Raw genomic sequence first — 24,154 nt, forward strand, 5'->3', positions numbered from 1 at the left:
GAGCTTGCTCGCAATGACGGTTGCACATTCAACATCTGTGTTGCCTGACCCTCCGCTATCGCGAGCAAGCTCGCTCCCACATTAGGTTTCCACATTGGATTGCGGGTTGCGGTCAGACCCGCACGTTACGCCCCGGCAACGAAGTACGCTGGCTGCTCTCCCAGCCCTCGACCAGCCCCACCGGCACATCCGCTGACGGCAGCATCTGCACGCCACGCACCAGATCGGACGCCCGTTCGGCAAGCATGATGGTCGGCGCATTGAGGTTGCCGTTCGGCTCAGTCGGGAACACCGACGAATCGATCACCCGCAGACCGGCGATGCCGCGCACGCGCAATTCGGAATCGACCACCGCCATGTCGTCCTCGCCCATGCGGCACGAACCGCACGGATGGTAGGTGCTTTCCAGGTTGTCACGGACGAAGGCGTCGAGGTCTTCATCGCTGGTCACCTGCGCGCCCGGGGCGATTTCGCCGTCGCGGAAGCGGTCCATGGCTTTCTGGCCGATGATTTCGCGGGTCAGGCGAATGCAGCGGCGGAAACCTTCGCGGTCCTCTTCGCGCTCCAGGTAGTTGAAACGGATTTCCGGATGCTCGTACGGATCAGCCGAACGCACCCGCACATAACCACGGCTTTTCGGCTTGTTCGGCCCGGTCAACACCATGAAGCCGTGGCCCTTGATCGGCTTGTTACCGTCGTAGCGCATCGCCGCCGGCAGGAAGTGGAACTGGATGTCCGGCCAGCGCAGGCCCTTCTCGGAGCGGATGAAACCACCGGCCTCGAAATGGTTGGTGGCGCCCAGGCCGTCCTTGAACAGCAGCCAGCGCAGACCGATCATCAGTTTGCTCAGCGGGTCCATCTTGCTGTTGAGGGTCACCGGTTCCTTGCAGCCGAACTGGATGTACACCTCGGCGTGATCCTGCAGGTTCTCCCCTACTCCCGGCAGGTCATGACGTACGCCGATCCCGGCCTTGCGCAGGACGTCCGCCGGGCCGATGCCGGAGCGTTGCAGCAGGTGCGGCGAGCCGATCGGCCCGGACGAGATCAGCACTTCGCGGTTGCAATACACTTGGTGAGTCTGGCCACCGTGGTCATACATGACCCCCACCGCACGCTTGCCTTCGAGGATGATCTGGCGCGTCATCGCATGGGTGATCACCGTCAGGTTCGGACGGCCCATGGCCGGGCGCAGATAGGCGTTGGCCGTGGAGCAGCGCACGCCGTTCTTCACGGTCATGTGCATGGCACCGAAACCTTCCTGCATGTAGCCGTTGCAGTCTTCGGTCTTGATGTAGCCCGCCTCTGCGCCGGCTTCGACCCAGGCACCGTACAGCGGGTTTTTCATGTGGTTGCCGTTGGTGGTGTGCAGCGGCCCGGTCTGCCCGCGATAGCTGTCGCCGCCCGACTCGTAGCTCTCGGCACGCTTGAAGTACGGCAGGCAGTTGCGATAGCCCCAGCCTTCGGCACCCAGGGATTCCCACTCGTCAAAGTCCAGCGCGTGGCCACGGATGTACACCAGGCCGTTGATCGACGACGAACCGCCCAGCACCTTGCCCCGTGGGCAGTGGATGCGTCGGCCGTTGAGGTGGGTCTCCGGCTCGGTTTCGTAGCGCCAGTTGTATTTCTTGGTGTTCATCGGGATCGAGAATGCGCTCGGCATCTGGATCACTACGCTCTTGTCACTGCCGCCGAATTCCAGGACCAGCACCGAGGTGGCCGGGTCTTCGCTCAGGCGGTTGGCCAACACACAACCTGCCGAGCCTGCGCCAATGATGATGTAGTCGTATTTTTGCGTGGTCATGACTATCTCCCGACCGTCGATTCAGTGAATACCGGTTGTGGTGGCTGTTTGTGGGTCAACGTGTCGCCGGTGGTGTATTGCGGGGAGGTTTTCTCGATCTGCTGGATCACTACTTCTTCGCGCTTGAGATCGATCGAGCGGCTCAGCCAGTAGTACGCCAGGCCGGATACGATCAGCCCGACCAGCCAGGCGATGTCGATGCTGCCCAGCGCCTTGGCGAGCGGGCCGACATACACCTCGCGCTGTTCAACGCCGTCGAAGATGTAGAAGAACGGGATCATCGAGATAAAACCGATGGCATAGGCGGCGATGCCGCGCAGGCCCCAGCTGCCGTAGATGTTGCCGTGGGGCATGAAGAAGTGCGGGATGGCGTAGCGGCCCTTGCGCACGAAGAAGTAGTCGGTGAGGTTGACCGAGGTCCAGGGCACCAGGAAGTACAGCATCACCACCAGGTAGATCCCCAGCACCGACAGGCCTTTGCCCGAACTCTGGATGCTCAGGGCCACGCCCAGCTGCAGCAGGATCACGAAGCCGATGGCCAGGATGCGCGCCTTGCGGGTGGGTTCGATGTGCTTGATCGAATCGACGCAGGTCAGCGTGGTCAGTTTGGCGCTGTAGATGTTCATCGCGATCACCGGCAGGAACGCCAGGATGGTGACGATCACCACAGCCGTGCCCACCAGCGGCGACACGGTGTTGCCGACTTGCCCCAGGGCCACCAGCACGTCTGTGGAGTGCAGGTGATCGGCCAGCCAGCCACCCACGGAAATCATCCACGCGCCAGACAGCGAAGCCCCGAGGAACACCACGGCGATCAACTTGCCGCTGGAGGTGTTTTTCGGCAGGTAGCGCGAGTAGTCCGACACATAAGGCGCATAGGCGATGTTGTAGCTGGCGGCCGCCGCAAACTGCGCGATGAAACCGGTCCAGTTGAAACCCAGCGGCTCCCGGGCCACTTCGCCCTCCGCTAGCGCCGGCAGCACTGCATCCGGCACCCAGCCCATCACCACCGCCACGGTCACCAGGCCATACAGCGGCAACGACAGGTACAGCGCCCATTTGAAGCTGCGGTGCATCCAGTCATGGCCGAGAATCGCCAGCACCGCCGCCGGTATGGTCACCGCCACCGCGATCACCGCCGGGTTGAACCCGAATAGCGTATGCAGCCCCTGCATCATCAGCACCAGGTTGACGATGTTGAAGCCGGCGAACACGAACAGCGTTGCGAGCAGTACCAAAATCACCCCGCGATAGCCGAACTGCGCGCGGGACTGGATCATCTGCGGCAGGCCAAGGTGCGGGCCCTGGGAGCCGTGAAACGCCATGAACAGTGTGCCGAACATGATGCCCAGCGTACCGGCGAGCGTAGTCCACAGCGCGGTCAGGCCGACGCTTGGGCCAACGAAGCCGATGGTCATGGTGAAGAAGGTGAAATTGCCGAGGAACCAGAACGGGCCCTGACTGGCCAGCTTGTCAGTGCGCTCGTTCTCGGGGATGAAGTCAATCGAATGCCCCTCGACGACGGATTTTTCGTCGGGGCTGGACACGCTCGTGGCGGACTTGGCGTTAGTGTTCATGATGGACTCTTATTGTTGGAAGATCATGACGAGATAACCGCGTTCTTTCGGGTGAACGACTCCCACAGGGATTGAGTCAGTTGCCCGTGCCTACCTGGCGTTGTTGCTGGAACCGAAAACCTGTGGGAGCGAGCTTGCTCGCGATAGCGGAGGGTCAGGCAACACAGATGTTGAATGTGCAACCGTCATTGCGAGCAAGCTCGCTCCCACAGGGATTGAGTCAGCCTTGACTCAAGGCAGCGTGATCCAGACTGCCTTGGTTTCGAGCAGGTAATCGAGCTGCTCGGCGCCCAGGTCCTTGCCGAATCCGGACTGTTTGTAGCCACCGAACGGCATCGACGGATCGAGGGTGCCGTGGGCGTTGACGTAGACCGAGCCTGCTTTCAAGCGTGGAATCAGGCTGTGCACCTTGCCCAGGTCGTTGGAATAGAGCGCCGCCGCCAGGCCGTAGGGCGAGTCATTGGCCAGGGCCAGTGCCTCTTCTTCATCGTCGAACGGTGCGGTGACCAGCACCGGGCCGAAGATCTCTTCCTGGACAATGCGCATGTCGTTGCGGCAGTTGGCGAAGATGGTCGGCTCGACGAAGAAGCCAGGGCCATCGACCGGTTGGCCGCCGTAGACCAGTTCGGCGCCTTCGGCCTTGCCGGTTTCGATGTACTCGGTTACGCGCTGCTTTTGCAGGGCCGAAACCAGCGGGCCGATGAAGCAATCAGGATCCAGGCCCGGGGCCATTTTCAGGGTGCGCGTGTAGGCGATCAGCTCACGCAGGAATTCGTCGTAGACGCTGCTATGAATATAGGCCCGTGTACCGGCGTCGCATACCTGCCCGGAGTTGAAAAACACGCCGTTGGCGACTGCTTGGGCGGCGGCCGGGATGTCGGCGTCGGCGCAGACGATGACCGGTGATTTACCACCGAGTTCGAGGGTCAGGCGCTTCATGTCATCCAGCGCTGCACGGCCGACAGTCTGGCCGACCGGGGTCGAACCGGTGAAGGTCAGTTTGTCGATGCCCGGGTGGGTGGCCATGGCCGCACCGACCACGCTGCCGCGCCCGGTGACGATGTTGATCACGCCATCAGGGATGCCCGCTTCCTGTACCAATTCAGCGAAACGCAGGGCCGACAACGAGGTCAGCTCCGCAGGCTTGACCACCACGGTGCATCCGGTCGCCAGTGCCGCGCCGAGCTTCCAGGCCATGGTTTGCAGCGGGAAGTTCCACGGCACGATGGCGCCGACTACGCCCACCGCTTCCTTGCGGGTATAGGCCAGGTAATTGCCCGGCAGCGAAGGCTCGACGGTACGGCCGTGCAGCTTGGTGGCCCAGCCGGCGAAGTAACGCAGGGTATCGACGGTGCCCTGGATGTCCACGTCCTTGGCGAAGGCAACCGATTTACCCATGTCGATGGATTCGATTTCCGCCAGCTCCGCGGCGTTCTGCTCGATCAGGTCGGCCAGGCGCTGCATCATGCGCTCGCGTTCGGCCGGTTTGGCCTGACGCCAGACGCCGCCGTCGAACTGCGCGCGTGCGGCTTGCACGGCGCGGTCCAGGTCATCGGTGGTGCCCATGGGAATGCGGGTGATCAGGCCTTCGGTCGAAGGTTCGATCACATCGGAAGTCTGGCCGTCGCTGGCTTCGACCCAGGCGCCGCCGATGAACATTTTCTGGACCTTGCTGAGGAAGGTCTGGGTGGCTTCGCTGACGCCGAATTTCTGCAGGTAACTTTTGACGATCGTGTCCATTTTTGTTCTCTCTGCCCGGCAGTCAGAGCCGCCGGGTCACTGGTTTCGATGATCAGGCTGATGCGGCTTCGCTCTCGGCGGCTGCCCGCACCTTGCCACGCTCGTGGAAGATGAAACCGATGCTGTTGAGCAGCAGTTGTGCGGCGAGGATCGAGGTCATGCCGGTCGGGTCGTAGACCGGTGCCACTTCCACCAGGTCCATGCCGACGATGTTGCCTTTGCTGCGCTTGGCCAGGGCCTGGATGATTTCCAGCACTTCGTAGTAGAGGAAGCCGCCGTGGCTCGGGGTGCCGGTACCGGGGGCGATGGACGGGTCGAAACCGTCGATGTCGATGGTGATGTAGTAGTTGATGTTCTGCGGGATCAGCGCCAGCACACCCTCGACGCCAAGGCGACGCACGTCACGCACCGAGAGGATTTTCGAACCAGCTTCATGAGCCGCTTCGTAGTCGTCGCGGTTGGACGACGACACGTTGCGGATGCCCATCTGGGTCATGCCGACAATGTGGTTCATTTCCGAGGCGCGGCGCAGCGGGTTGCCGTGGCCGTAGCGCACACCGTGGCGTTCGTCGACGAAGTCCAGGTGCGCATCGAAGTGGATGATGTGGATCGGGCCGCGGCCTTCAAAGGCCTTGATCACTGGCGCGTGCACCGAGTGATCGCCGCCGAGCACCACCGGCATCACGCCGGCATCGAGGATCTTGCGCACGGCGTATTCGGTGTTCTTGTTGCTGGTGGCCATGTCGGTGTGGACGATGTCGGCATCACCGACGTCGACCATGCGCACGTCCGAAGCAGTGAGGTACATCACGTCATCTTCGTGGTCGTAGGCGCCGGCGTGACCGAAGGAAAACAGCGTCGATGCTTCGCGAATCCCGCGTGGTCCGAAGCGTGCGCCGGAGCGCCACTGGGTACCCATGTCGTTGGGCACGCCGAGCACCGCGACGTCGGCATCCAGTGCATCCCAATCGGTGCACACCGGGGATTTGCCAAAGGTGCAATGACCTACGAATGGCAGGTTCAGGCGACCGGATTCATAACCGTTGTTCGACATTTCTAGCCTCTCCACTTCTTGTTATCGGCTTGACGGACTGCAAGGCGACCGCCGTTGGAAAGACTATGGGCGCAGGTTTTCGTGGAAAAAATGCTAAACATCAGATACTCATATCGGCATTCCCGATGCATCCACAGGCCGGAGGTCCAAGATGATCCAGCTGCACGATGTCGACCTGAAACTGCTCAGGGTGTTTGCCACGATTGTGCGCTGCGGGGGTTTCTCGGCCGCGCAGGCGGCGCTCAATGCCGGGCAGTCGACCATCAGCGAACAGATGACCCACCTGGAAACCCGCCTCGGGGTCAAACTCTGCCAGCGCGGGCGCAGTGGCTTCCGCCTGACCGAACAAGGGGTGGCGATTCATGAAGCCACCCAGCGCCTGCTGTCGGCGGTGGAAAACTTCTGCATGGACGCCGACGTGCTCAAGCAGCACATCAGCGGCAAGCTCAACCTGGGGATCATCGACACCACGATTACCGACCCCGACTCGCCGATCCCGCGCACCACCCAGCGTTTCGTCTCCCGCGGGCATGACGTGCACCTGAACGTTTACGTCGGCACCCCGGCGGAACTCGAGGAACGGGTGCTCGACGGTCGCCTTCATCTCGCCATCGGGCACTTCCCGATCCATGTGCCGGGGTTGCTGCAATCGCCGCTGTACCAGGAAGCCCTGGGCTTGTATTGCGGGCGGCGTCACCCCTTGTACGGCAGCCACGCCGAAGGTGAGGAACTGCTCGAAGAAGTCGCTGCCGGGCGGATCGTCGTGCGCGGCTACATGCAGCAATACGACCTCGAACACCTGGGCGTGAGCAAGGCGGCAGCCACCGTGGACAACATCGAAGCCACGGCGATCCTGATCATTTCCGGTGCCTACCTGGGCTTTCTGCCTGAGCACTTCGCCGCCCAGTGGGTCAAGAACGGTGAGATGCACCAGTTGGCCCCCGGGAGTCTGCGTTTGAAATCGCCGTTCGACGTGATCACCCGACGCGGCACGGCACCGCCACCGATCCTCCAGGCGTTCCTTGAAGACCTGGCCGCCAGCGCCCGTAAAACCGGACAGCCGTGATGTGACACTCGCCAAATTCAAATTTTGCCGGGCATACTGATTCGGTTCGCCAACCTTGCAGGCCCGTCATGCGCATCCACGTCACCTTCATCGACCGCGTCGGCATCACCCAGGAAGTGCTGGCCCTGCTCGGTGGTCGCAGTTTCAACCTGGACGCCGTGGAGATGGTGCCGCCGAACGTCTACATCGATGCGCCGACCCTGGGCGCCGAGGTGCTCGAAGAATTGCGCGAAGCCCTTTTTGATGTGCGCGGCGTGCAGGCAGTGACCATGGTCGACATCCTTCCCGGCCAGCGTCGGCGCCTGCAACTGGACGCGTTGCTGGCAGCCAGTTCCGACCCCGTGCTGGCGGTGGATGACCGAGGTCACGTGTTGCTGGCCAACCCGGCGCTGATCGCTCTGTGCGGACGCGAACCGGCCGGTGAATCGCTGACCGCGCTGTTCGACGATGCCGATTTGCAGCGCACCTTGATCGCTCAGCATTTCCGCCTGCCGATGCACGAAGTCAGCCTCGGTGGCCAGACGCTGCTCCTCGACGCGATGCCGATCACCGACGCCGGCGCCCTGCTCACCCTGTATCAACCGAACCGCATTGGTGAACGCCTGTCGGCGCTGCACCATGACCATGCCGAAGGCTTCGATGCGCTGCTTGGCGAATCGCCGCCGATCCGTGCGCTCAAGGCCCGCGCGCAACGGGTGGCGGCCCTCGATGCGCCGTTGCTGATCCAGGGTGAAACCGGCACCGGCAAGGAGTTGGTGGCCCGCGCCTGCCATGCCATCAGCCCACGGCACGATGCGCCGTTTCTGGCCCTCAACTGTGCGGCGCTGCCGGAGAGCCTGGCCGAGAGCGAGTTGTTCGGCTACGCCCCCGGCGCCTTCACCGGCGCGCAACGGGGCGGCAAGCTCGGCCTGCTGGAACTGGCCGATCAGGGCACGGTGTTCCTCGATGAAGTAGGGGAAATGTCGCCGTACCTGCAAGCCAAATTGCTGCGCTTTTTGAGCGATGGCTGCTTCCGCCGGGTCGGTGGCGACAAGGAAGTCCGGGTCAATGTGCGGGTGCTCAGCGCCACCCACCGTGACCTGGAAAAAATGGTCGCCGAAGGGCGTTTTCGCGAAGACCTGTTCTACCGCCTCAACGTGCTCAACCTGCAAGTGCCGCCGCTGCGCGAGCGCGGTCACGACATCCTGCTGATGGCCAATCACTTCATGCAACAGGCCTGCGCGCAGATCCAGCGACCGCCGTGTCGTTTGGCACCGAGCACCTTCAGCGCCCTGCTCGGCAACCGCTGGCCGGGCAACGTGCGGCAATTGCAGAACGTGATCTTTCGCGCGGCGGCGATTTGCGAAAATCCGCTGGTGGACATCGATGACCTCGACATTGCGCGCACGGCGGTAGAGCGGCAAAACGACGGCGAAGTCGGCAGCCTGGAAGAGGCGGTTGGCGATTTCGAAAAGAACCTGCTGGAACAGCTTTATCGCAGCTATCCGTCCAGCCGGTTGTTGGCGGCGCGGTTGCAGACGTCCCATAGCGCCATTGCGATTCGCTTGCGCAAGTACGGGATTCCCGCCAAACCCTGAGTGATCTGTCGGAATACATTGTCACCGACAACACATTCCCCTGTGGGAGCGAGCTTGCTCCGGGCGGCGTTCCGACGATGAGGCCGTGTCAGTCGATATCAATTTTGCCTGTCGCACCGCAATCGCGAGCAAGCTCGCTCCCACAGGGGATCAGTGTTGTTGCTGAATTCTCCGTCTTCAAATCGATACAGCGTAGCGAAATCAAGACAAAACCTTTCCCACACGCAATTACGGCATCTGCACCCACAGCCCTGCTTGCCTGTATTGATTTCAATACGAATGGAATCTCTCGCACTGAATAGAATTACTTCAAGCCATTGATTTAAAACAAATAAAAAACATTGGCACCGCCCTTGCTATCACTCCTCCAACCCCGCTCGTCGCCCCGCCACGAGCCTTAAAACAATAAGGAGTTGATATGAGCCAATTGCGTTTTACCGTCGATCACGAATGGTTGCGCCTTGAGAGCAATGGCCTGGTCACCGTCGGCATCACGGCGTTTGCCCAGCAGGCGCTGGGGGATGTGGTGTTCGTTCAGGTGCCTGAACTGGGCGCCTTCGATGCAGGTGCTGAAGTGTCGGTGCTGGAATCAGTGAAAGCCGCCAGCAGTATCGGCATGCCGCTGGACGGTGAAGTGGTCGAGATTAACGCGACGCTGGAGAGCACCCCTGAACTGGTCAACGAAGACCCATTGGGCGAAGGCTGGTTCTTTCGCTTCAAACCGGTCGATGCCCTGGCGTTGAGCGATTTACTCGATCAAGACGCCTATGAACGCCTGACCGCAGAACACGCCGACGCTTGAAGCCCCCCCGAATCCGCAAAAGGACCACACCATGTTCAGCAAGCACGACCAGATCAAAGGCTACGACGACGAACTGCTGGCGGCGATGAACGCCGAGGATGCGCGGCAGGAACACCATATCGAACTGATCGCCTCGGAAAACTACACCAGCCAACGGGTGATGCAAGCCCAGGGCAGCGGCCTGACCAACAAGTACGCCGAAGGGTATCCGGGCAAGCGTTACTACGGCGGCTGCGAGCACGTCGATGTGGTCGAGCAACTGGCCATCGACCGCGCCAAACAACTGTTCGGCGCCGATTATGCCAACGTCCAGCCGCACTCCGGCAGCCAGGCCAACGCCGCGGTTTACCTGGCCCTGCTGCAAGCCGGCGACACCGTGCTGGGCATGAGCCTGGCCCACGGCGGTCACCTGACCCACGGTGCCAAGGTGAGTTTTTCCGGCAAGCTGTACAACGCCGTGCAGTACGGCATCGACACCAGCACCGGCCTGATCGACTACGACGAAGTCGAGCGCCTGGCGGTCGAGCACCAGCCGAAGATGATCATCGCCGGGTTCTCGGCCTATTCGAAGACTCTGGACTTCCCGCGTTTCCGCCAGATCGCCGACAAGGTCGGCGCCTGGTTCTTCGTCGACATGGCCCACGTCGCCGGTCTGGTGGCCACGGGTCTGTACCCGAACCCGCTGCCCTTCGCCGATGTGGTCACCACCACCACGCACAAGACCCTGCGCGGCCCGCGTGGCGGTCTGATTCTGGCCAAGGCCAATCCCGAATTGGAGAAAAAGCTCAACGCCGCGGTATTCCCCGGTGGTCAGGGCGGCCCGCTGATGCACGTGATCGCCGCCAAGGCCGTGTGCTTCAAGGAAGCGCTGGAACCAGCATTCAAGACCTATCAGGCGCAAGTGATCCGCAATGCACAGGCCATGGCGCAGGTGTTTATCGAGCGCGGTTATGACGTGGTGTCCGGTGGTACCGACAACCATCTGTTCCTGGTCAGCCTGATCCGCCAGGGCCTCACCGGCAAAGACGCCGACGCCGCCCTCGGTCGCGCCGGCATCACCGTGAACAAGAACGCCGTGCCCAACGATCCGCAATCACCGTTCGTGACCTCCGGTTTGCGCATCGGCACGCCGGCGATTACCAGCCGTGGCTTCAAGGAAGCGCAGAGCATCGCGTTGGCTGGGTGGATCTGCGACATCCTCGATCACCTCGGCGATGCCGATATCGAGGCCAATGTTGCACGGCAGGCGGCGGCTTTGTGTGCGGACTTCCCGGTTTACCGCGACTGATCACACAACACAAAAACCCTTGTGGAAAAAAACTCTGTGGGAGCGAGCTTGCTCCGGGCGGCGTTCCGACGATGGCGGACTTTCATTCAACATCAATGCTGAATGTAATGGCCTCATCGCGAGCAAGCTCGCTCCCACAGGGTCTCCCACAGGTTCAGTACCCTGCTGCACAAGGAAAGCATCATGAATGCCATTGTCGAATCGACCGGCAAGAGCCCGGCCAAAGTAGAAATCGGCACCAAATTGCGCGGCGCGGAAAAGGTCGCGCGGATTCCGGTGAAGATCATTCCCACGGATGAATTCCCGCGCAAACCCGACTGGATTCGCGTGCGCATGCCGATCTCTCCCGAGGTCGACCGGATCAAGCAATTACTGCGTAAGCACAAGCTGCACAGCGTCTGCGAAGAAGCCTCGTGCCCCAACCTCGGCGAGTGTTTTTCCGGTGGCACGGCGACCTTCATGATCATGGGCGACATCTGCACCCGCCGCTGCCCGTTCTGCGATGTCGGCCATGGCCGGCCCAAGCCGCTGGACGTCAACGAACCGATGAACCTGGCCGTGGCCATCGCCGAGCTGCGCCTGAAGTACGTGGTGATCACCTCGGTGGACCGCGACGATTTGCGTGACGGCGGCGCCCAGCACTTTGTCGATTGCCTGCGGGAAATCCGCAAGCTGTCGCCCGGCATTCAACTGGAAACCCTGGTGCCGGACTATCGCGGACGCATGGACGTGGCCCTGGCGATCACCGCCAATGAGCCGCCGGATGTGTTCAACCACAACCTGGAAACCGTACCACGCCTGTACAAGGCCGCCCGGCCGGGTTCGGACTTCGAGTGGTCGCTGGACCTGCTGCAAAAATTCAAGCAAGCGGTGCCCCATGTGCCGACCAAATCCGGCCTGATGCTGGGCCTTGGCGAAACCGACGAGGAAGTCATCGAGGTCATGCAGCGCATGCGCGAGCACGACATCGACATGCTGACCCTCGGCCAATACCTGCAACCCTCGCGCAGTCACTTGCCGGTGCAGCGCTTCGTGCATCCCGACACCTTTGCCTGGTTCGCCGAGGAAGGCACGCGCATGGGCTTCAAGAACGTAGCGTCCGGGCCGCTGGTGCGTTCGTCCTATCACGCCGATCAACAACTTCATGGAGGTACGGACGGTTTCAAGCCATGATGGAATGACTGGTCATGCATGGAGCCGTTCCCGATGTCGCGTTCACCCTGTCTGTTGCTGCTGTGCCTGAGCCTTGCCACGCCGTGCATGGCCGACGAGTCGAAACCCGGGCACATGGTGTATGTGCGCAGCGTCGCCCCGGGCATCGAGCAGGACATCCGCTACGCCAGCGCGCACAACTTCACCGGGCACCCGCTCGACGGTTACCAGGCGGCGGAGTGCCTGCTGTCGGAGGACGCTGCAAAGGCATTGGCCCGAGTGCAAAGCTCGCTGAAAGCCGAAGGCTACGGCTTGAAGGTATTCGACTGCTATCGACCCAAGCGCGCGGTGGCGGACATGGGCCGCTTCGCCACCGAACCCGGTGACCCGCTGAAGACCGAGTTCTATCCACGGGTCGACAAGCAGGACTTCTGGCGCCTGGGTTATGTGGCCCGGGTGTCCAACCACTCCCGAGGCAACACCGTCGACCTGACGCTGACCGGCCCCGACGCCCTGCTCGCCGACACCTGGACGCCTTCGGTCACGCCAGTGGATTGCACCGCCCCTTACGGCCAGCGCTGGCACGACGGCGCGCTCGACATGGGCACCGGTTTCGATTGCTTCGATGAGCGGGCCCACACCGACTCGGCGCTGATCAACGCCACGGCCAAAGCCAATCGCCAGCGCCTGACCAGTGCCATGGCCAAGGAAGGCTTCGTGGGTTATTCGGCCGAGTGGTGGCACTTCACGTACAGCGGGAATCCGCAGAAGCCGGACGTCATGGACTTCCCCATCACGCCGCTTGCACCATGAACATTCTGCTCAAGACCCTGTTGGTGACGTTTTTTCCGCTGGCCGCAATGGCCCAGGGACTCGACGGCAGCGACCAACTGATCGTGGTCACCAGCAAAAACTGGGATGACGTTCAGGCCACTGCCCAGCGCTATGAACGGCGCGGCAAGACCTTTGAAAAGTTCGAAGCGCCGTTTGCAGTGGTGCTCGGCAAAAACGGCATGGGCTGGGGCAAAGGCCAACTCGACACCGGGCAACCTGAAGGCCCGGTCAAACAGGAAGGCGACGGCAAGGCACCGGCTGGAATGTTCAAGCTGGGTACGGCATTTGGCTACGAACCTTCCGCCGACACCCGCCTGCCCTATCTGTCGCTGACACCGACCATCGAATGCGTGGATGACAGCCAATCGGCTCGCTACAACCAACTGGTCGATGGCTCGGTGGTTGCCAAGGACTGGAGCAGTTCCGAACGCATGCGCCGCAGCGATGACTTGTACCACCAGGGCATTTTCATCCAGCACAACACCCCGGCCACTCCCACCGCCGGCTCGTGCATTTTCTTCCACATCTGGCGCGGCCCCACGGCGCCGACCCGTGGCTGTACGGCCATGGACCCGGCGAACATCGCACGGTTGTTCGATTGGCTCAACCCAAGTAAATCCCCGGTGCTGGTGCAACTGCCTGAAGCGCAGTACGAACGGTTGCGTGAGCGCTGGAAACTACCAAAGCGCTAGTCAACGCTGGCCCCCTCGCCACAAAAGCTGGTATTAACCCCGCTCAACCACCACCGCACTCATTGACGGCTTGGCCAGCGCGTAATAGATCACACCCGGCACCAGCAGCCCGACGATCCAGGAAATGTCCACGCCGCCCAGTTGCGCAACCATCGGCCCGGAGTAGAAATGGGTATCGACAAAGGGCAACTGGATCAACACGCCGATCACGTACACGCTGATCCCCAAGACGTTCCAGCGACCGTAGCGCCCTGCCGGGTCGGACAGCGCCGGGATGTCGTAACGCTCCTTGTTGATGAAGTAGTAATCCACCAGGTTGATCGCGCTCCACGGGGTGAAGAACGTCAGCAAAAACAGGATGAAGTACTTGAACGAGCTGAGGAACGAGTACTGCCCCAGCAATGCCAGCGTGGTGGATGCCGCGACAATCAGCAGCACGAACAACATGCGCTGGCGGGCGGTGATCTCCAGGCGACGACGAAAGCCACTGATGATGGTGGCGATGCACATGAAACTGCCGTAGGCGTTGAGGGTGGACACCGTGACCTTGCCGAAGACAATGCTCAGGTACAGCAAGGACGCGATCACCCCGGTGCTGCCCAGGCCGACAATGGTCGCCACTTCGTGCCCACGGAAATTCGCCCCGGCCAGTGCGGCGGCGAACACCCCCAGCACCATCGAAGTCTGCGCTCCCAGCACCGTGCCGAGGCCGACAGCGGCGAAGGTTTTCCACGACGAAGTCTTGCTCGGCAGGTAGCGCGAGTAGTCCGCCACGTAAGGGCCGAAGGCGATCTGCCAGGACGCCGAGAGCGACACCGCCAGCAGGAAGGTGCTCCAGCCGAAATGACGATTGTCAAGCAGCAGGCCGATGTCGTTGAGGGTCATCAACCGGGTGAACAGGTAGGCGAAGGCGATGATGCCCAGCACGCTGGCCACCCGCCCGACCAGGTGAATCACCCGATACCCGAAGATCGTCAGGAACGCGATACACGCGGCGAAAATCAGGATGCCGGCGCTGTCGCTGACACTGATCAACTGCGCAATCGCCTGCCCCGACAACACTGCGCCGGTGGCGCTGAAACCCAGGTACATCAGGCACACCAGGACAATCGGGATCGCCGCGCCATACACGCCGAACTGCACTCGGCTGGAGATCATCTGCGGCAGCCCGAGCTTCGGCCCTTGTGCCGCGTGCAGCGCCACCACGGCACCGCCGAGCACTTGCCCGATCAGCAAGCCGATCAGCGACCAGAACACATCGCCACCCAGTACCACCGCCAGGGCACCGGTGACGATAGCGGTGATCTGCAGGTTGGCGCCGAGCCACAGGGTGAACTGGCTGTAGAGGCTGCCGTGACGCTCAGCCTCGGGAATGAAATCAATCGAGCGGGTCTCGATCAGGGGACTGCGTTGCGCACTCATGACGATGTTTCCTTTGAGGAACTGTTTTTGTTGTCGGGGATGAACTTAGAAGGTCTTGGTGGCACTGGCAACGACCGTGGCCGAGCACAGGTCGTCATAGCCGTACCAACTGGCGCACTCGCTTTTCGACAAGTCCGTGTCGATATAGCTCAGGCCCCAGGTGACGCCGACGAAGTCGCGGGTCAGCTTGGCTTCCCACTCGTAGTAAGACTCACGGCTATCGCCACTGGCGGACCAGAACGCGGGGTCATTCACATCGTTGCGCCCAAAGCGCAAGTCCAGGCCGACTTCGGCCGGCAAATCGATTTTGTAGCCCAGGTAGGTGTAAAGGGTGTCCTGGTCCTCGCCGAAGAAATTCGGCGTGTCCTTGGAGTAATAGGCACCCAGCTTCACGCCGTACAGGTCGAGGACGGCGTAGACCTCGCTGAGGTTGAATTCAGAATTCTTCGGGTAGTCGTACTTGATGTAGCCCAGATCCAGGCTGATCGCGTCGGTCGCCTGCCAGTAGTAACCCGCGTAGTACTCAAGCTCCTGCCGGGTATCGAAGCCGCCACCGAAATCAACATTGGAGGTCCAGGCGCCGATGTACAGGCCGCTGCTGTGCAGCAGCGTTGCGCCGCCCTGCACCGCCGGATCGCCCAGGGTTTGCGAGATGCCGCGGGTACGGTAGTCGCTGACGACGCCCAGGGTCATGTCCAGGCTGAAATCATCGTTGAGGGCCAGGGCCTGGCTGGTCAGGGGGGCCAGTGCCAGCGCGGCGAGGGTCAATGCTGAAAATGCGTTCATACAGTTCTCTTGTTGTTATGGCGTACGGGGAATTTCAGGCATGGCGATGCCAGGCCCCTCGCGCTACGAGGGGCTGGCAGTTTTTTGCGTGTGCTGGGTGTACGCAGGTCAGGACGCGGGGGCGTAGACCTGCTTGCCGGCGAAGAAAGTGTTCAGGACTTTGGTTTCGAACAGGTCGTCATCGCTGACCTTGAACACATCACGGTCGAGGATGATCAGGTCAGCCTGTTTGCCCGGTGCCAGCGAACCGATCTGTTTGTCCAGGCGCAGGGTTTTCGCGGCGTTGAGGGTGTAGGCGTAGAACATGGTCTGGCGGTCGATGCTTTCCTTGGCATTGAGTACGCCCAACGGACCTTTGCGCGTGCTGGCCTGGGCAATGGCGTTGAACGGGTTGGCGCTCGACACCGGCCAGTCGCTGCCACCGGCAATCGTCGCGCCGGCGTTATGCAGGGACCGCGCGGGATACTGGTAACCGTAGGCAAAGGCGCTGATGTAGGGCTTGACCAGTTCGACGGTGTAGGACTCGCCGGTGGCCCACAGCAGTTGCATCGAAGCGATCACGCCCAGTTGCTTGAAGCGTGGAAACTCCTTGGGATTGACCAGTTGCAAGTGCGCGATGCTGTGCGGCACCGGCGTCGGGCTGAGCTTGCGCGCATACGCCACGCCATTGAGCGCTTCACGCACCGCGCGATCGCCGACGGCATGCATGTGCACGATCCAGCCGCGCTTTTCCGCCGCCACCACCAGTTCGCCGAAGTGCGCCGGGTCGGTCAGCAACTGACCATTTTTATGGCTGTTCTTGAATGGCACGATGACCGCTGCGGTTTGCCCCGGGAATTCGAGAATGCCGTCGACAAACACCTTGATGCCGGGGAACGTCAGGTTAGGCACGCCCTCGAACTGCTTCATCACCGTGGCGATCACTTCCAGGTCGGCGGGCTTGCTCTTCGGATTGGTGACCATCAACGCGGCGACGTGGGCGCTGAGTTCGCCGTTCTGCGCCAACTCCTTGTACAGCGGCAGCACGCCGACGCTTTCGGCGGTGGCATGGAAATCGAACAGCGAATCTTCGCTGCCGCCGTTCGCCGCCGCGTCCATCCAGGCGGTGACGCCGAATTGATTGTTGATCTTCACCGCCTCGCGAGCGGCCTTGAGCATGGCCTCCGGGGTAGGCGCCGGAATACCGTTGCGCACCACGTCCCAGCGGGATTCGGCAAAGTAGCCGTTCGGCGTGAAGTCCGCCTCATGGCCGATGTAGCCGCGCTCTTTTTCCGGCAGGCTTTTCACCAATGCCGCGTCGATGTTCAGGCGCTTGAGCATTGCGTTGTTGGCCCAACCGGTGTGACCGTCGATGCCGCTGAACACAATCGGTTGTTCTGCCCAGCGTCCCTGGTTGAACACCTTGCCCAGTTCACGGCTTTTCTCCCAGTAGGCCGAACTGACCCCCGCCACGCTGATCACATCACCGGAGCGGGCACGCCCGGTCTTGTCTTCTTCGATCAACCATTGCTCCAGTTCCGGCAAGGGTTTGACCTCGTCCAGCAGGTTGGCCTTCATGCTGTCGAAGGCGCCCGAGACCGGGTGGCTGTGGGTGTCGATCATGCCCGGCATCAACACTTTGCCCGCCAGGTCGATGCGCTGGGTCTTGGCATCGGCCAGGGCATTGATTTCGGCATCGCTGCCCACTTTCAGAATCTTGCCGTCTTGCACCGCAACAGCCTGCACCAGCGCCTGGCCGGGTTCGGCGGTAAAGACCTTGCCGTTGAACAACACCAGGTCAGCGGCGGCCATGGCCTGCACCGACGACAAGGCCAGCGCGGCGGCCAACAGGTTTGGAATCAATCGCATCGGAACGCTCTCTAGTTTTTATGGGGCGGATCGGGAAGTAACCGCTTGGGAAACCACGTGTGGCGCAAGCCCGAGGAACGGCGCCTTGGCCCACACGACCTTGCCGCCGACCAGCGTCAGCAGCACGTCGTTGCGCCCCAGTTCCTCCTCGGGCACCTGCATGAAGTTCTTGTCGAGCACGATCAGGTCAGCGAACTTGCCGACTTCGACCGAGCCCAGCACCGCCTCCAGCTTGAGCTGTTCGGCGGAACTGAGGGTGATGCTGCGCAGCACTTCGGCTCGCGACAGCGCCGGATCGGCATTGAGTCGCCCGGCATACTTGGGGCCATAGCTATGCGGATTGGTGGGGTCGCCGGAACGGGTGACACCGACTTTCAACGCCAGGAATTCATCCAGCGGATCGACCGGCCAATCGCTGCCAAACGCCACTCGACCGCCCGCATGGGCGATGCTGCCCGAGGGTTCCATGCGCGCAAATCGCGCGGCGCCAAGGTGATCACTGGTGCCGTCGACCGTGGACGGTGCCTGCTGGGCCCACTGGAACGACATGGTGGCCGTGACGTCCAGTGCCTTGAAGCGCGAATAGTCGGCAGGATCGACAGACTCGGCGTGCGCGATGGCCGGACGGAAATCAGTACCGGGCAGTTCCTTGCGCACGTAGGCGACGCTGTCCAGTGCATCGCGCACCGCGCGCTCGCCGGTAGCGTGCAGGTGCGGATCGAGACCGGCCTTGACCGCTTGCAGCAACAACGGATTAAGCACTTGCGGCGGGAAGTACAGTTCGCCCAGATTCTTGCCCGGCGTCCACTTCGGCGCCTTGTCGGTGCCGCTGTTGTGCAGGTACGGGGTCAACATGGCGCCGGTGTCCGCCGGGGCATTGATGATGCCGTCCATGAACAGTTTGACGTGGCGCATGTTCACGCCCGGCGCGACATGCACTTCACCCTGGTCGTAGGTGCTGGCCAGGGCCTTGGCCTCGGCGATGGTTTTCACCGGGTCGGCGGCAGCGGCGGCCGGGTCCAGCTTGATCGCCAGCAAGGCCCGGGCTGTCAGCTCGCCGGACTTTTGCAGGCTGGTGAAGGCTTTGCCGTTTTCCGGGCCGGACAGCGCATCGAAGAAACTGGTGATGCCTTGCTGGCGCATGGCGTCGAGGGCTGCTCGAACCTGATTGAGTTTTTCCGCGTCGGTAGCAGGCGGGACCACGGCGGCCAACGATTCGGCGGCGCCGTCTTCACTGATGCCGTTCGGGTTGCCGGCGCTGTCGCGTCGGTATTTGCCGTCTTCGGGGTCGGCGGTGTTCTTGTTGATGCCGGCCAGTTCCAGGCCGCGAGAGTTGGTCAGCACGGTGTGGAAGTCGGTGGAGCGCACCTGGATCGGACGCTGGGTCTTGAGCACGTCCAGGGTCGATTTGTCGGCGTCGCCATCGAGCCCGGTCATCCCCATGCGATCCCAGCTGCCCACTTCCAGCCACACGTCCGGGCCCTTGTCCTTGTCGGCATCGAGGCACGCCTGGATGCTCGCCTGAAACTGCGCGCGGGTCATGGTCTGGTATTTCAGGTCGCACAAGGTCATGGCGCGACCGCCATCCCCCGGGTGCATGTGCGCATCGACGAAGCCCGGCATCAGCATGCGCCCGGCCAGGTCGATCAGTTGTGTTTGCTTGCCGATGTAGCCGTCGACCCCGGCATCGCTGCCGACATAGACGATCTTGCCGCCGGAAATGGCGATGGCCTGCTGCACGGAATTCTGGCCATCGACGGTGTAGACGTAGCCATTGCGCATGACCGTGTCAGCGGGTGTCGCCGCCAACGCCATGCCGGAAAACGCCGTTGTCGACGCAATGGCGATGAACAACCTGGAAAGTCTCAAATGCCTCACCCCTGTTCTTATTGTTTTGAAGCGGCCCGAAGCGACTGCGTCAGCCCCTGATAGACAGGGCCTACCCTATAGGGCGCAGCGTTCGAATGGACCTCTGCAAATGAGGAGGGGTAAGGCAAATAATTGAAACGGCTGGGATTAATCCCGGCGCACGGACTCCGCCAGCGCGCCTGGCGAACGCAGGACGGAGCCCAGTTCCACCTTGCTTTTCACACCGAGCTGCAAGTAGCAATTACGCAAATAGGTGCGCACGGTCGCGGGGCTCAGGGCGAGCATTTTGGCGATCTCCTTGTAGGAGTGGCCGGCGGCGAACAGCATCGCTGCAGTGCGTTCCCGTGGTGCCAGGCCATCTCCGCCTGATGGCGCATCGAGGGAAAGGATGACGTGTTCGGCGTTGGGGGTGAGGGTCAGGGCGCAGCGGCCCAGGCGGATCACGCAGGGGGCTTTGGACAATTGCGCGATCACATCAGGTGGCAGCGTGGAGCCGCTCCAGCCGGGCAGTTCGCGTTGAATGGCGGCGCACAGTCTGGCGCCCACATAGAGCAGACTGCCGTCCATGCGCGCGACGCCAAAATCACTTGCGCCGTTTTCGCTGTCGAAGCGAATCATGTCTTGAACCTGGAACCGCCACAGCTGGAACAGGTGATCGCAGAATGCCGAAAACAGCTCGGCTTCGTTCTCCTCGAATGCCTGTTCATCCTGGCCACGGTAGAGGCAGACGAAAAACATCAAGCCGCTTTCGGGCAGCTCATAGGTGATGCACATCAGGTGGTAGAGGTCATGGCGCCGGGCGAACTCATTGACCGCTTCGCAAGGGTCGTTGAAGCCGCTGTCGCGCAATACCTCGCCAGGCTGATTCAACGTGTCGTAGGAGAATTTGTCATTGGCTGCGACCGGATGCCACTCGGCGGCAAAGGATTCGGGGAGATTGATGCTGCCGTGCATCCAGCTCTGGGGGGGAACATCAGGACCTGGCGTCGACATCTCGCCCCACCAGGCAGACGCGAAGGGCACCAGGGGACCGAATGCCTGCAGGCCATCGGCGATGAATCGCGACGCCCCGCTGTCYCGCGCCAGCCGGCCCAGGTGCAATACGCAATGATTGAACGCCTTCAGCGTGGCCAGCGACCTGTTGTCGTCGACCTTGTTTCCCTCCTCCATCGTTGCGATCCCGTTCACTGCATGGTCTGGTGTTTCGACGATGCCATAGCGTCGGGAATGGCGTCCAGCTTGCCGTGACGTCAATAGTTACAAACAGCCCGCTCCCACGGGGTAAATGGGTGTATGCAAAATCGGCCAGCGACTGAAATTACTGTGGGAGCGAGCTTGCTCGCGATAGCGGTGGGTCAGCCGACACCGATGCTGGCTGTAATGACGCCATCGCGAGCAAGCTCGCTCCCACAGGGTTGGTAGGTGTGCGCAACATCTGCGAGCAACCGAAATTACTGTTGGAGCGAGCTTGCTCGCGATGGCGGTGGGTCAGCCAATATCAATGTTGAATGTGCTGGCCTCATCGCGAGCAAGCTCGCTCCCACAGGTAAATGTGGTGGTTTCAGAAATGGATGTCCTTGGCCGGTATCACATCGATCCGCGCCACGGAACCGGTCAGGTGCGCCAGGTCCTTGTTGTGCTCGGCGATGATGTCTTCGGCGGTCAGGTTGCCGTTGTCGATGGTGGAATGCGCATCGCCCGCCAGCACCACGTCGTAGCCCAGTTTCAGGGCCTGACGCACGGTGGCGTTGACGCAGTAATCGGTCTGCAGGCCGCAGATGACCAGGCGCTCGAAGTCCTCCTTCGGCAACAGTTTTTGCAGGTTGGTCTGGTAGAACGAATCCCCGGTGGTCTTGCGCACGCGGTGGTCCTTGGGCGAGGTTTCCAGCCCTTCGGCCAGTTGCCAGCCGGCAGCGCCATGTGCCAGCGGACTGCCCGCTTCTTCGTGCTGGATCAGCACCACGGGCACTCCCGCCTTGCGCGCCCGGGCAGACAGGTCATTGATGGTGTTGATGACCCGTCCAATCTCGAAGCACTCGTACTCACCGGAACACAAAGCCTGTTGGACGTCGATGATTAACAACGCAGTGGTCATGATTTCCTTCCTTGTGATGTCGATGGATCAGGGGACGAACATAAGCCCGTCCCCCTCCGGACACAAGCCTCAATAACCCAGCGACAACCCGGTGTTACGCCGTGGGTCGTTCGCCCCGTAGAAACGGTTCTTGCCTACCGGCTTGCCACCCAGGGATGGCGCGCCGACCAGGATCGCCGCCAGGTGGTTGGCATCCTGGGGACCGGCGAACTTGTGGCCCCAGCTTTCGAGGATTTTCACCGTGTCCGGGCTGGTGGTGAAGGCTTCCAGGTTGGTTTCCTCCGGCAGCCACTGCTGGTGGAACCGCGGTGCATCCACCGCTTCCTGGATGTTCATGCCGTAGTCGATCACGTTGAGCATGGTCAGCAAGGTCGCGGTGATGATCCGGCTGCCACCCGGCGTACCGACCACCATCACCACTTTGCCGTCCTTGGTGACGATGGTCGGGCTCATGGACGACAACGGCGCCTTGCCGGGGGCGATGGCATTGGCCTCGCCCTGCACCAGGCCGTACATGTTCGGCACGCCGATTTTCGAGGTGAAGTCGTCCATTTCATCGTTGAGGATGACCCCGGTCTTGCTCGCCATCACGCCGGCACCGAACCAGTCGTTGAGGGTGTAGGTCACCGACACCGCGTTGCCCCACTTGTCGACGATGGAGTAATGGGTGGTGTTGTTGCCTTCATGGGGCGCTACGCCGGGCTTGAGTTCGCTGGAAACCGCGGCTTTTTGTGGTTTGATCGCTTCGCGCAGCTTGGTCGCGTAGTTTTTATCCAGCAGATGGGCAATCGGGTTCTTCACGAAATCCGGGTCACCCAGGTAGCTGTTACGGTCCACATAGGCGTGGCGCATCGCTTCGATCTGATAGTGCATGCCCTGGGCCGAGTGGTAGCCCAGATCCTTCATCGGATAACCTTCGAGGATGTTCATGATCTCGCAGATCACTACGCCGCCGGAGCTCGGTGGCGGTGCCGAGACCACGTGGTAGCCACGGTAGTCGCACTCGATGGGCGCCAGTTCGCGGGTCTTGTATTTGTCGAGGTCGGCCTGGGTGATGATGCCCTTGTTGGCCTGGCTGGAGGTGACGATGGCGTCGGCCACCCAACCCTTATAGAAACCGTCGGCGCCTTTCTCGGAGATCTCCCGCAGGGTCTTGCTCAGGTCCTTTTGCACCAGTTTCTGGCCGACCTGCATCGGCTCGCCTTTGCTCAAGAAGATCGAGCCGGAATCCTTCATGTCCTTCTTGAACATGTCGGTGGCGTAGTCCAGCAGATCGACGTCGCCCTGCTCCAGTTCAAAACCGTCTTCAGCCAACTTGATGGCCGGGGCGATGATTTCCTTGCGCGGTTTGGTACCGTATTTGGACAGCGCCAGTTCCATGCCCGAAACGGTGCCCGGCACGCCCACGGCCAGGTGGCCACGGGTACTCAAATCGGGAACGACGTTGCCCTCCTTGTCCAGGTACATGTTGGCGGTAGCGGCCAGCGGGGCTTTTTCACGGAAGTCGAGGAAAGTCTTGCGCCCGTCCGCCAGTTGAATGGTCATGAAACCGCCGCCGCCGAGGTTGCCTGCCGCGGGGTACACAACCGCCAGCGCATAGCCGACCGCGACCGCCGCATCCACGGCGTTGCCGCCGTTCTTGAGCACATCCACGCCCACATGGCTAGCCAGGTGCTGGGCCGTGACCACCATGCCGTTTTCCCCGGTAGCCGGGGCCACGGAGGCGGCATGGGCGGTCAGGCAGCTGAGCGCCAACGAGGTCGCAATCAGCGATTTGGCAAAAGGTTCGTACTTCATGAGTCAGTCTCTTCTTGTTATTTCGTAGGAAAACGCTTCAAAAGCCGTAGCCAAGTATGGTCGGGATTACGTATTGCGCCTCCCCGTCGAGACAGTATCCTTAACGCCTGTTCAGCAATTTTGCGCGAGCCCTGGCATGACCTATACCTGCACCACCGTGGCGTCACCTGTGGGCCAGTTGAAGCTGGTCGCGAACGGTTCACGACTGGCGGCCATCCTCTGGGAAAACGACAAACCCGGCCGGGTTCGCCTGGGGCCGATGAGCGAAGCGCCGAACAACCCGATCCTGGTTCACACGGCTGCGCAGTTGCGCGAATATTTTTCCGGCACCCGCGATCGCTTCGAACTGGAACTGGATTTTGCCGGTACGGAATTTCAGAAGAAGGTCTGGGCGGCGCTGCTGACCATCCCGTTCGGAGAGACCCGCAGCTACAGCCAGATCGCCGAGCAGATTGGCAACCCGGCGGCGGTCAGGGCGGTGGGGGCGRCGAATGGCAAGAACCCGATTTCGATCGTGGCGCCGTGTCACCGGGTGATTGGTGCGTCGGGCAAGCTCACCGGGTTTGCCGGTGGGCTTGAGGCGAAGGCGTTGTTGCTGACGCTGGAGGGTGGGCAGTGGCCCGGCACGGCACGCCTGCCAGGCTTTTGATCTTTTGATCTTTTGATCTTTTGATCTTTTGATCTTTTGATCTTTTGATCTTTTGATCTTTTGATCTTTTGATCTTTTGATCTTTTGATTTTGTAGGAGCTGCCG

19 protein-coding genes are annotated in these 24,154 nt (G+C 61.6%); 8 read left to right on the top strand and 11 right to left on the bottom strand.

Annotation, left to right across the window (positions count from 1 at the left end):
* Positions 1 to 112 precede the first annotated feature (112 nt).
* The 4 genes from betA to speB all read right to left on the bottom strand — a co-directional run bounded on the left by betA (position 113) and on the right by speB (position 6,172).
* Positions 113 to 1,801 carry a choline dehydrogenase gene (gene betA / locus AC1DVH_RS13470; protein ID WP_477754211.1) on the bottom strand — a complete coding sequence of 563 codons (1,689 nt, stop codon included), beginning with the start codon at positions 1,799 to 1,801 and terminating at the stop codon, positions 113 to 115.
* A 2-nt stretch (positions 1,802 to 1,803) separates the two neighbouring features.
* Entirely contained in the window at positions 1,804 to 3,378 is a 1,575-nt protein-coding gene (locus tag AC1DVH_RS13475; protein WP_477754212.1) for a purine-cytosine permease family protein, read from the bottom strand.
* Positions 3,379 to 3,609: 231 nt separating this feature from the next.
* Positions 3,610 to 5,118 carry an aldehyde dehydrogenase family protein gene (locus AC1DVH_RS13480; RefSeq protein ID WP_477754213.1) on the bottom strand — a complete coding sequence of 503 codons (1,509 nt, stop codon included), beginning with the start codon at positions 5,116 to 5,118 and terminating at the stop codon, positions 3,610 to 3,612.
* A 52-nt stretch (positions 5,119 to 5,170) separates the two neighbouring features.
* Positions 5,171 to 6,172, bottom strand: coding sequence for an agmatinase (gene speB, locus AC1DVH_RS13485; protein WP_477754214.1), 1,002 nt, complete (start codon positions 6,170 to 6,172; stop codon positions 5,171 to 5,173).
* Between the two features lie 151 nt (positions 6,173 to 6,323).
* Between speB and AC1DVH_RS13490 the strand changes: the two genes are divergently transcribed.
* The 7 genes from AC1DVH_RS13490 to AC1DVH_RS13520 all read left to right on the top strand — a co-directional run bounded on the left by AC1DVH_RS13490 (position 6,324) and on the right by AC1DVH_RS13520 (position 13,583).
* The gene (locus AC1DVH_RS13490) at positions 6,324 to 7,238 is read left to right on the top strand and encodes a LysR family transcriptional regulator (RefSeq protein ID WP_477754215.1); all 915 of its coding nucleotides are present in this window, start codon (positions 6,324 to 6,326) and stop codon (positions 7,236 to 7,238) included.
* 68 nt (positions 7,239 to 7,306) lie between these two features.
* Positions 7,307 to 8,815 (top strand): sigma-54-dependent transcriptional regulator, encoded by a 1,509-nt coding sequence (locus AC1DVH_RS13495; RefSeq protein ID WP_150671676.1) that lies wholly within the window; start codon positions 7,307 to 7,309, stop codon positions 8,813 to 8,815.
* Between the two features lie 418 nt (positions 8,816 to 9,233).
* On the top strand, positions 9,234 to 9,617 hold the full coding sequence (gene gcvH, locus AC1DVH_RS13500; RefSeq protein ID WP_150725972.1) for a glycine cleavage system protein GcvH: 384 nt from the start codon (positions 9,234 to 9,236) through the stop codon (positions 9,615 to 9,617).
* Between the two features lie 31 nt (positions 9,618 to 9,648).
* Positions 9,649 to 10,905, top strand: a complete 1,257-nt coding sequence (gene glyA, locus AC1DVH_RS13505) for a serine hydroxymethyltransferase (RefSeq protein ID WP_477754216.1) — start codon at positions 9,649 to 9,651, stop codon at positions 10,903 to 10,905.
* 183 nt (positions 10,906 to 11,088) lie between these two features.
* Entirely contained in the window at positions 11,089 to 12,078 is a 990-nt protein-coding gene (lipA, locus tag AC1DVH_RS13510; protein WP_223454025.1) for a lipoyl synthase, read from the top strand.
* Between the two features lie 33 nt (positions 12,079 to 12,111).
* Positions 12,112 to 12,870 carry a M15 family metallopeptidase gene (locus AC1DVH_RS13515; RefSeq protein WP_477754217.1) on the top strand — a complete coding sequence of 253 codons (759 nt, stop codon included), beginning with the start codon at positions 12,112 to 12,114 and terminating at the stop codon, positions 12,868 to 12,870.
* Entirely contained in the window at positions 12,867 to 13,583 is a 717-nt protein-coding gene (locus tag AC1DVH_RS13520; RefSeq protein ID WP_477754218.1) for a L,D-transpeptidase family protein, read from the top strand. Before AC1DVH_RS13515 ends, AC1DVH_RS13520 begins: the two co-directional genes overlap by 4 nt.
* A 33-nt stretch (positions 13,584 to 13,616) precedes the next feature.
* On the opposite strand, the gene AC1DVH_RS13525 is transcribed toward AC1DVH_RS13520, so the two are convergent.
* The 7 genes from AC1DVH_RS13525 to ggt form a co-directional block, all read right to left on the bottom strand.
* The gene (locus AC1DVH_RS13525) at positions 13,617 to 15,005 is read right to left on the bottom strand and encodes a purine-cytosine permease family protein (RefSeq protein ID WP_477754219.1); all 1,389 of its coding nucleotides are present in this window, start codon (positions 15,003 to 15,005) and stop codon (positions 13,617 to 13,619) included.
* A 45-nt stretch (positions 15,006 to 15,050) separates the two neighbouring features.
* Positions 15,051 to 15,791 carry a TorF family putative porin gene (locus AC1DVH_RS13530; protein ID WP_477754220.1) on the bottom strand — a complete coding sequence of 247 codons (741 nt, stop codon included), beginning with the start codon at positions 15,789 to 15,791 and terminating at the stop codon, positions 15,051 to 15,053.
* A 108-nt stretch (positions 15,792 to 15,899) separates the two neighbouring features.
* Positions 15,900 to 17,639 carry an amidohydrolase gene (locus AC1DVH_RS13535; RefSeq protein ID WP_477754221.1) on the bottom strand — a complete coding sequence of 580 codons (1,740 nt, stop codon included), beginning with the start codon at positions 17,637 to 17,639 and terminating at the stop codon, positions 15,900 to 15,902.
* 18 nt (positions 17,640 to 17,657) lie between these two features.
* Positions 17,658 to 19,454, bottom strand: a complete 1,797-nt coding sequence (locus AC1DVH_RS13540) for an amidohydrolase (RefSeq protein ID WP_477754226.1) — start codon at positions 19,452 to 19,454, stop codon at positions 17,658 to 17,660.
* Positions 19,455 to 19,655: 201 nt separating this feature from the next.
* On the bottom strand, positions 19,656 to 20,678 hold the full coding sequence (locus AC1DVH_RS13545) for a helix-turn-helix transcriptional regulator (RefSeq protein ID WP_477754222.1): 1,023 nt from the start codon (positions 20,676 to 20,678) through the stop codon (positions 19,656 to 19,658).
* A gap of 391 nt (positions 20,679 to 21,069) precedes the next feature.
* Positions 21,070 to 21,603 (bottom strand): cysteine hydrolase family protein, encoded by a 534-nt coding sequence (locus AC1DVH_RS13550; RefSeq protein WP_477754223.1) that lies wholly within the window; start codon positions 21,601 to 21,603, stop codon positions 21,070 to 21,072.
* Between the two features lie 69 nt (positions 21,604 to 21,672).
* Positions 21,673 to 23,400, bottom strand: coding sequence for a gamma-glutamyltransferase (ggt, locus tag AC1DVH_RS13555; protein WP_477754224.1), 1,728 nt, complete (start codon positions 23,398 to 23,400; stop codon positions 21,673 to 21,675).
* 136 nt (positions 23,401 to 23,536) lie between these two features.
* On the opposite strand from ggt, the gene AC1DVH_RS13560 reads away from it, so the two are divergent.
* Positions 23,537 to 24,049 carry a methylated-DNA--[protein]-cysteine S-methyltransferase gene (locus tag AC1DVH_RS13560; protein WP_477754225.1) on the top strand — a complete coding sequence of 171 codons (513 nt, stop codon included), beginning with the start codon at positions 23,537 to 23,539 and terminating at the stop codon, positions 24,047 to 24,049.
* Positions 24,050 to 24,154 lie beyond the last annotated feature (105 nt).

The organism is Pseudomonas sp. P4_C3, from assembly GCF_056402075.1.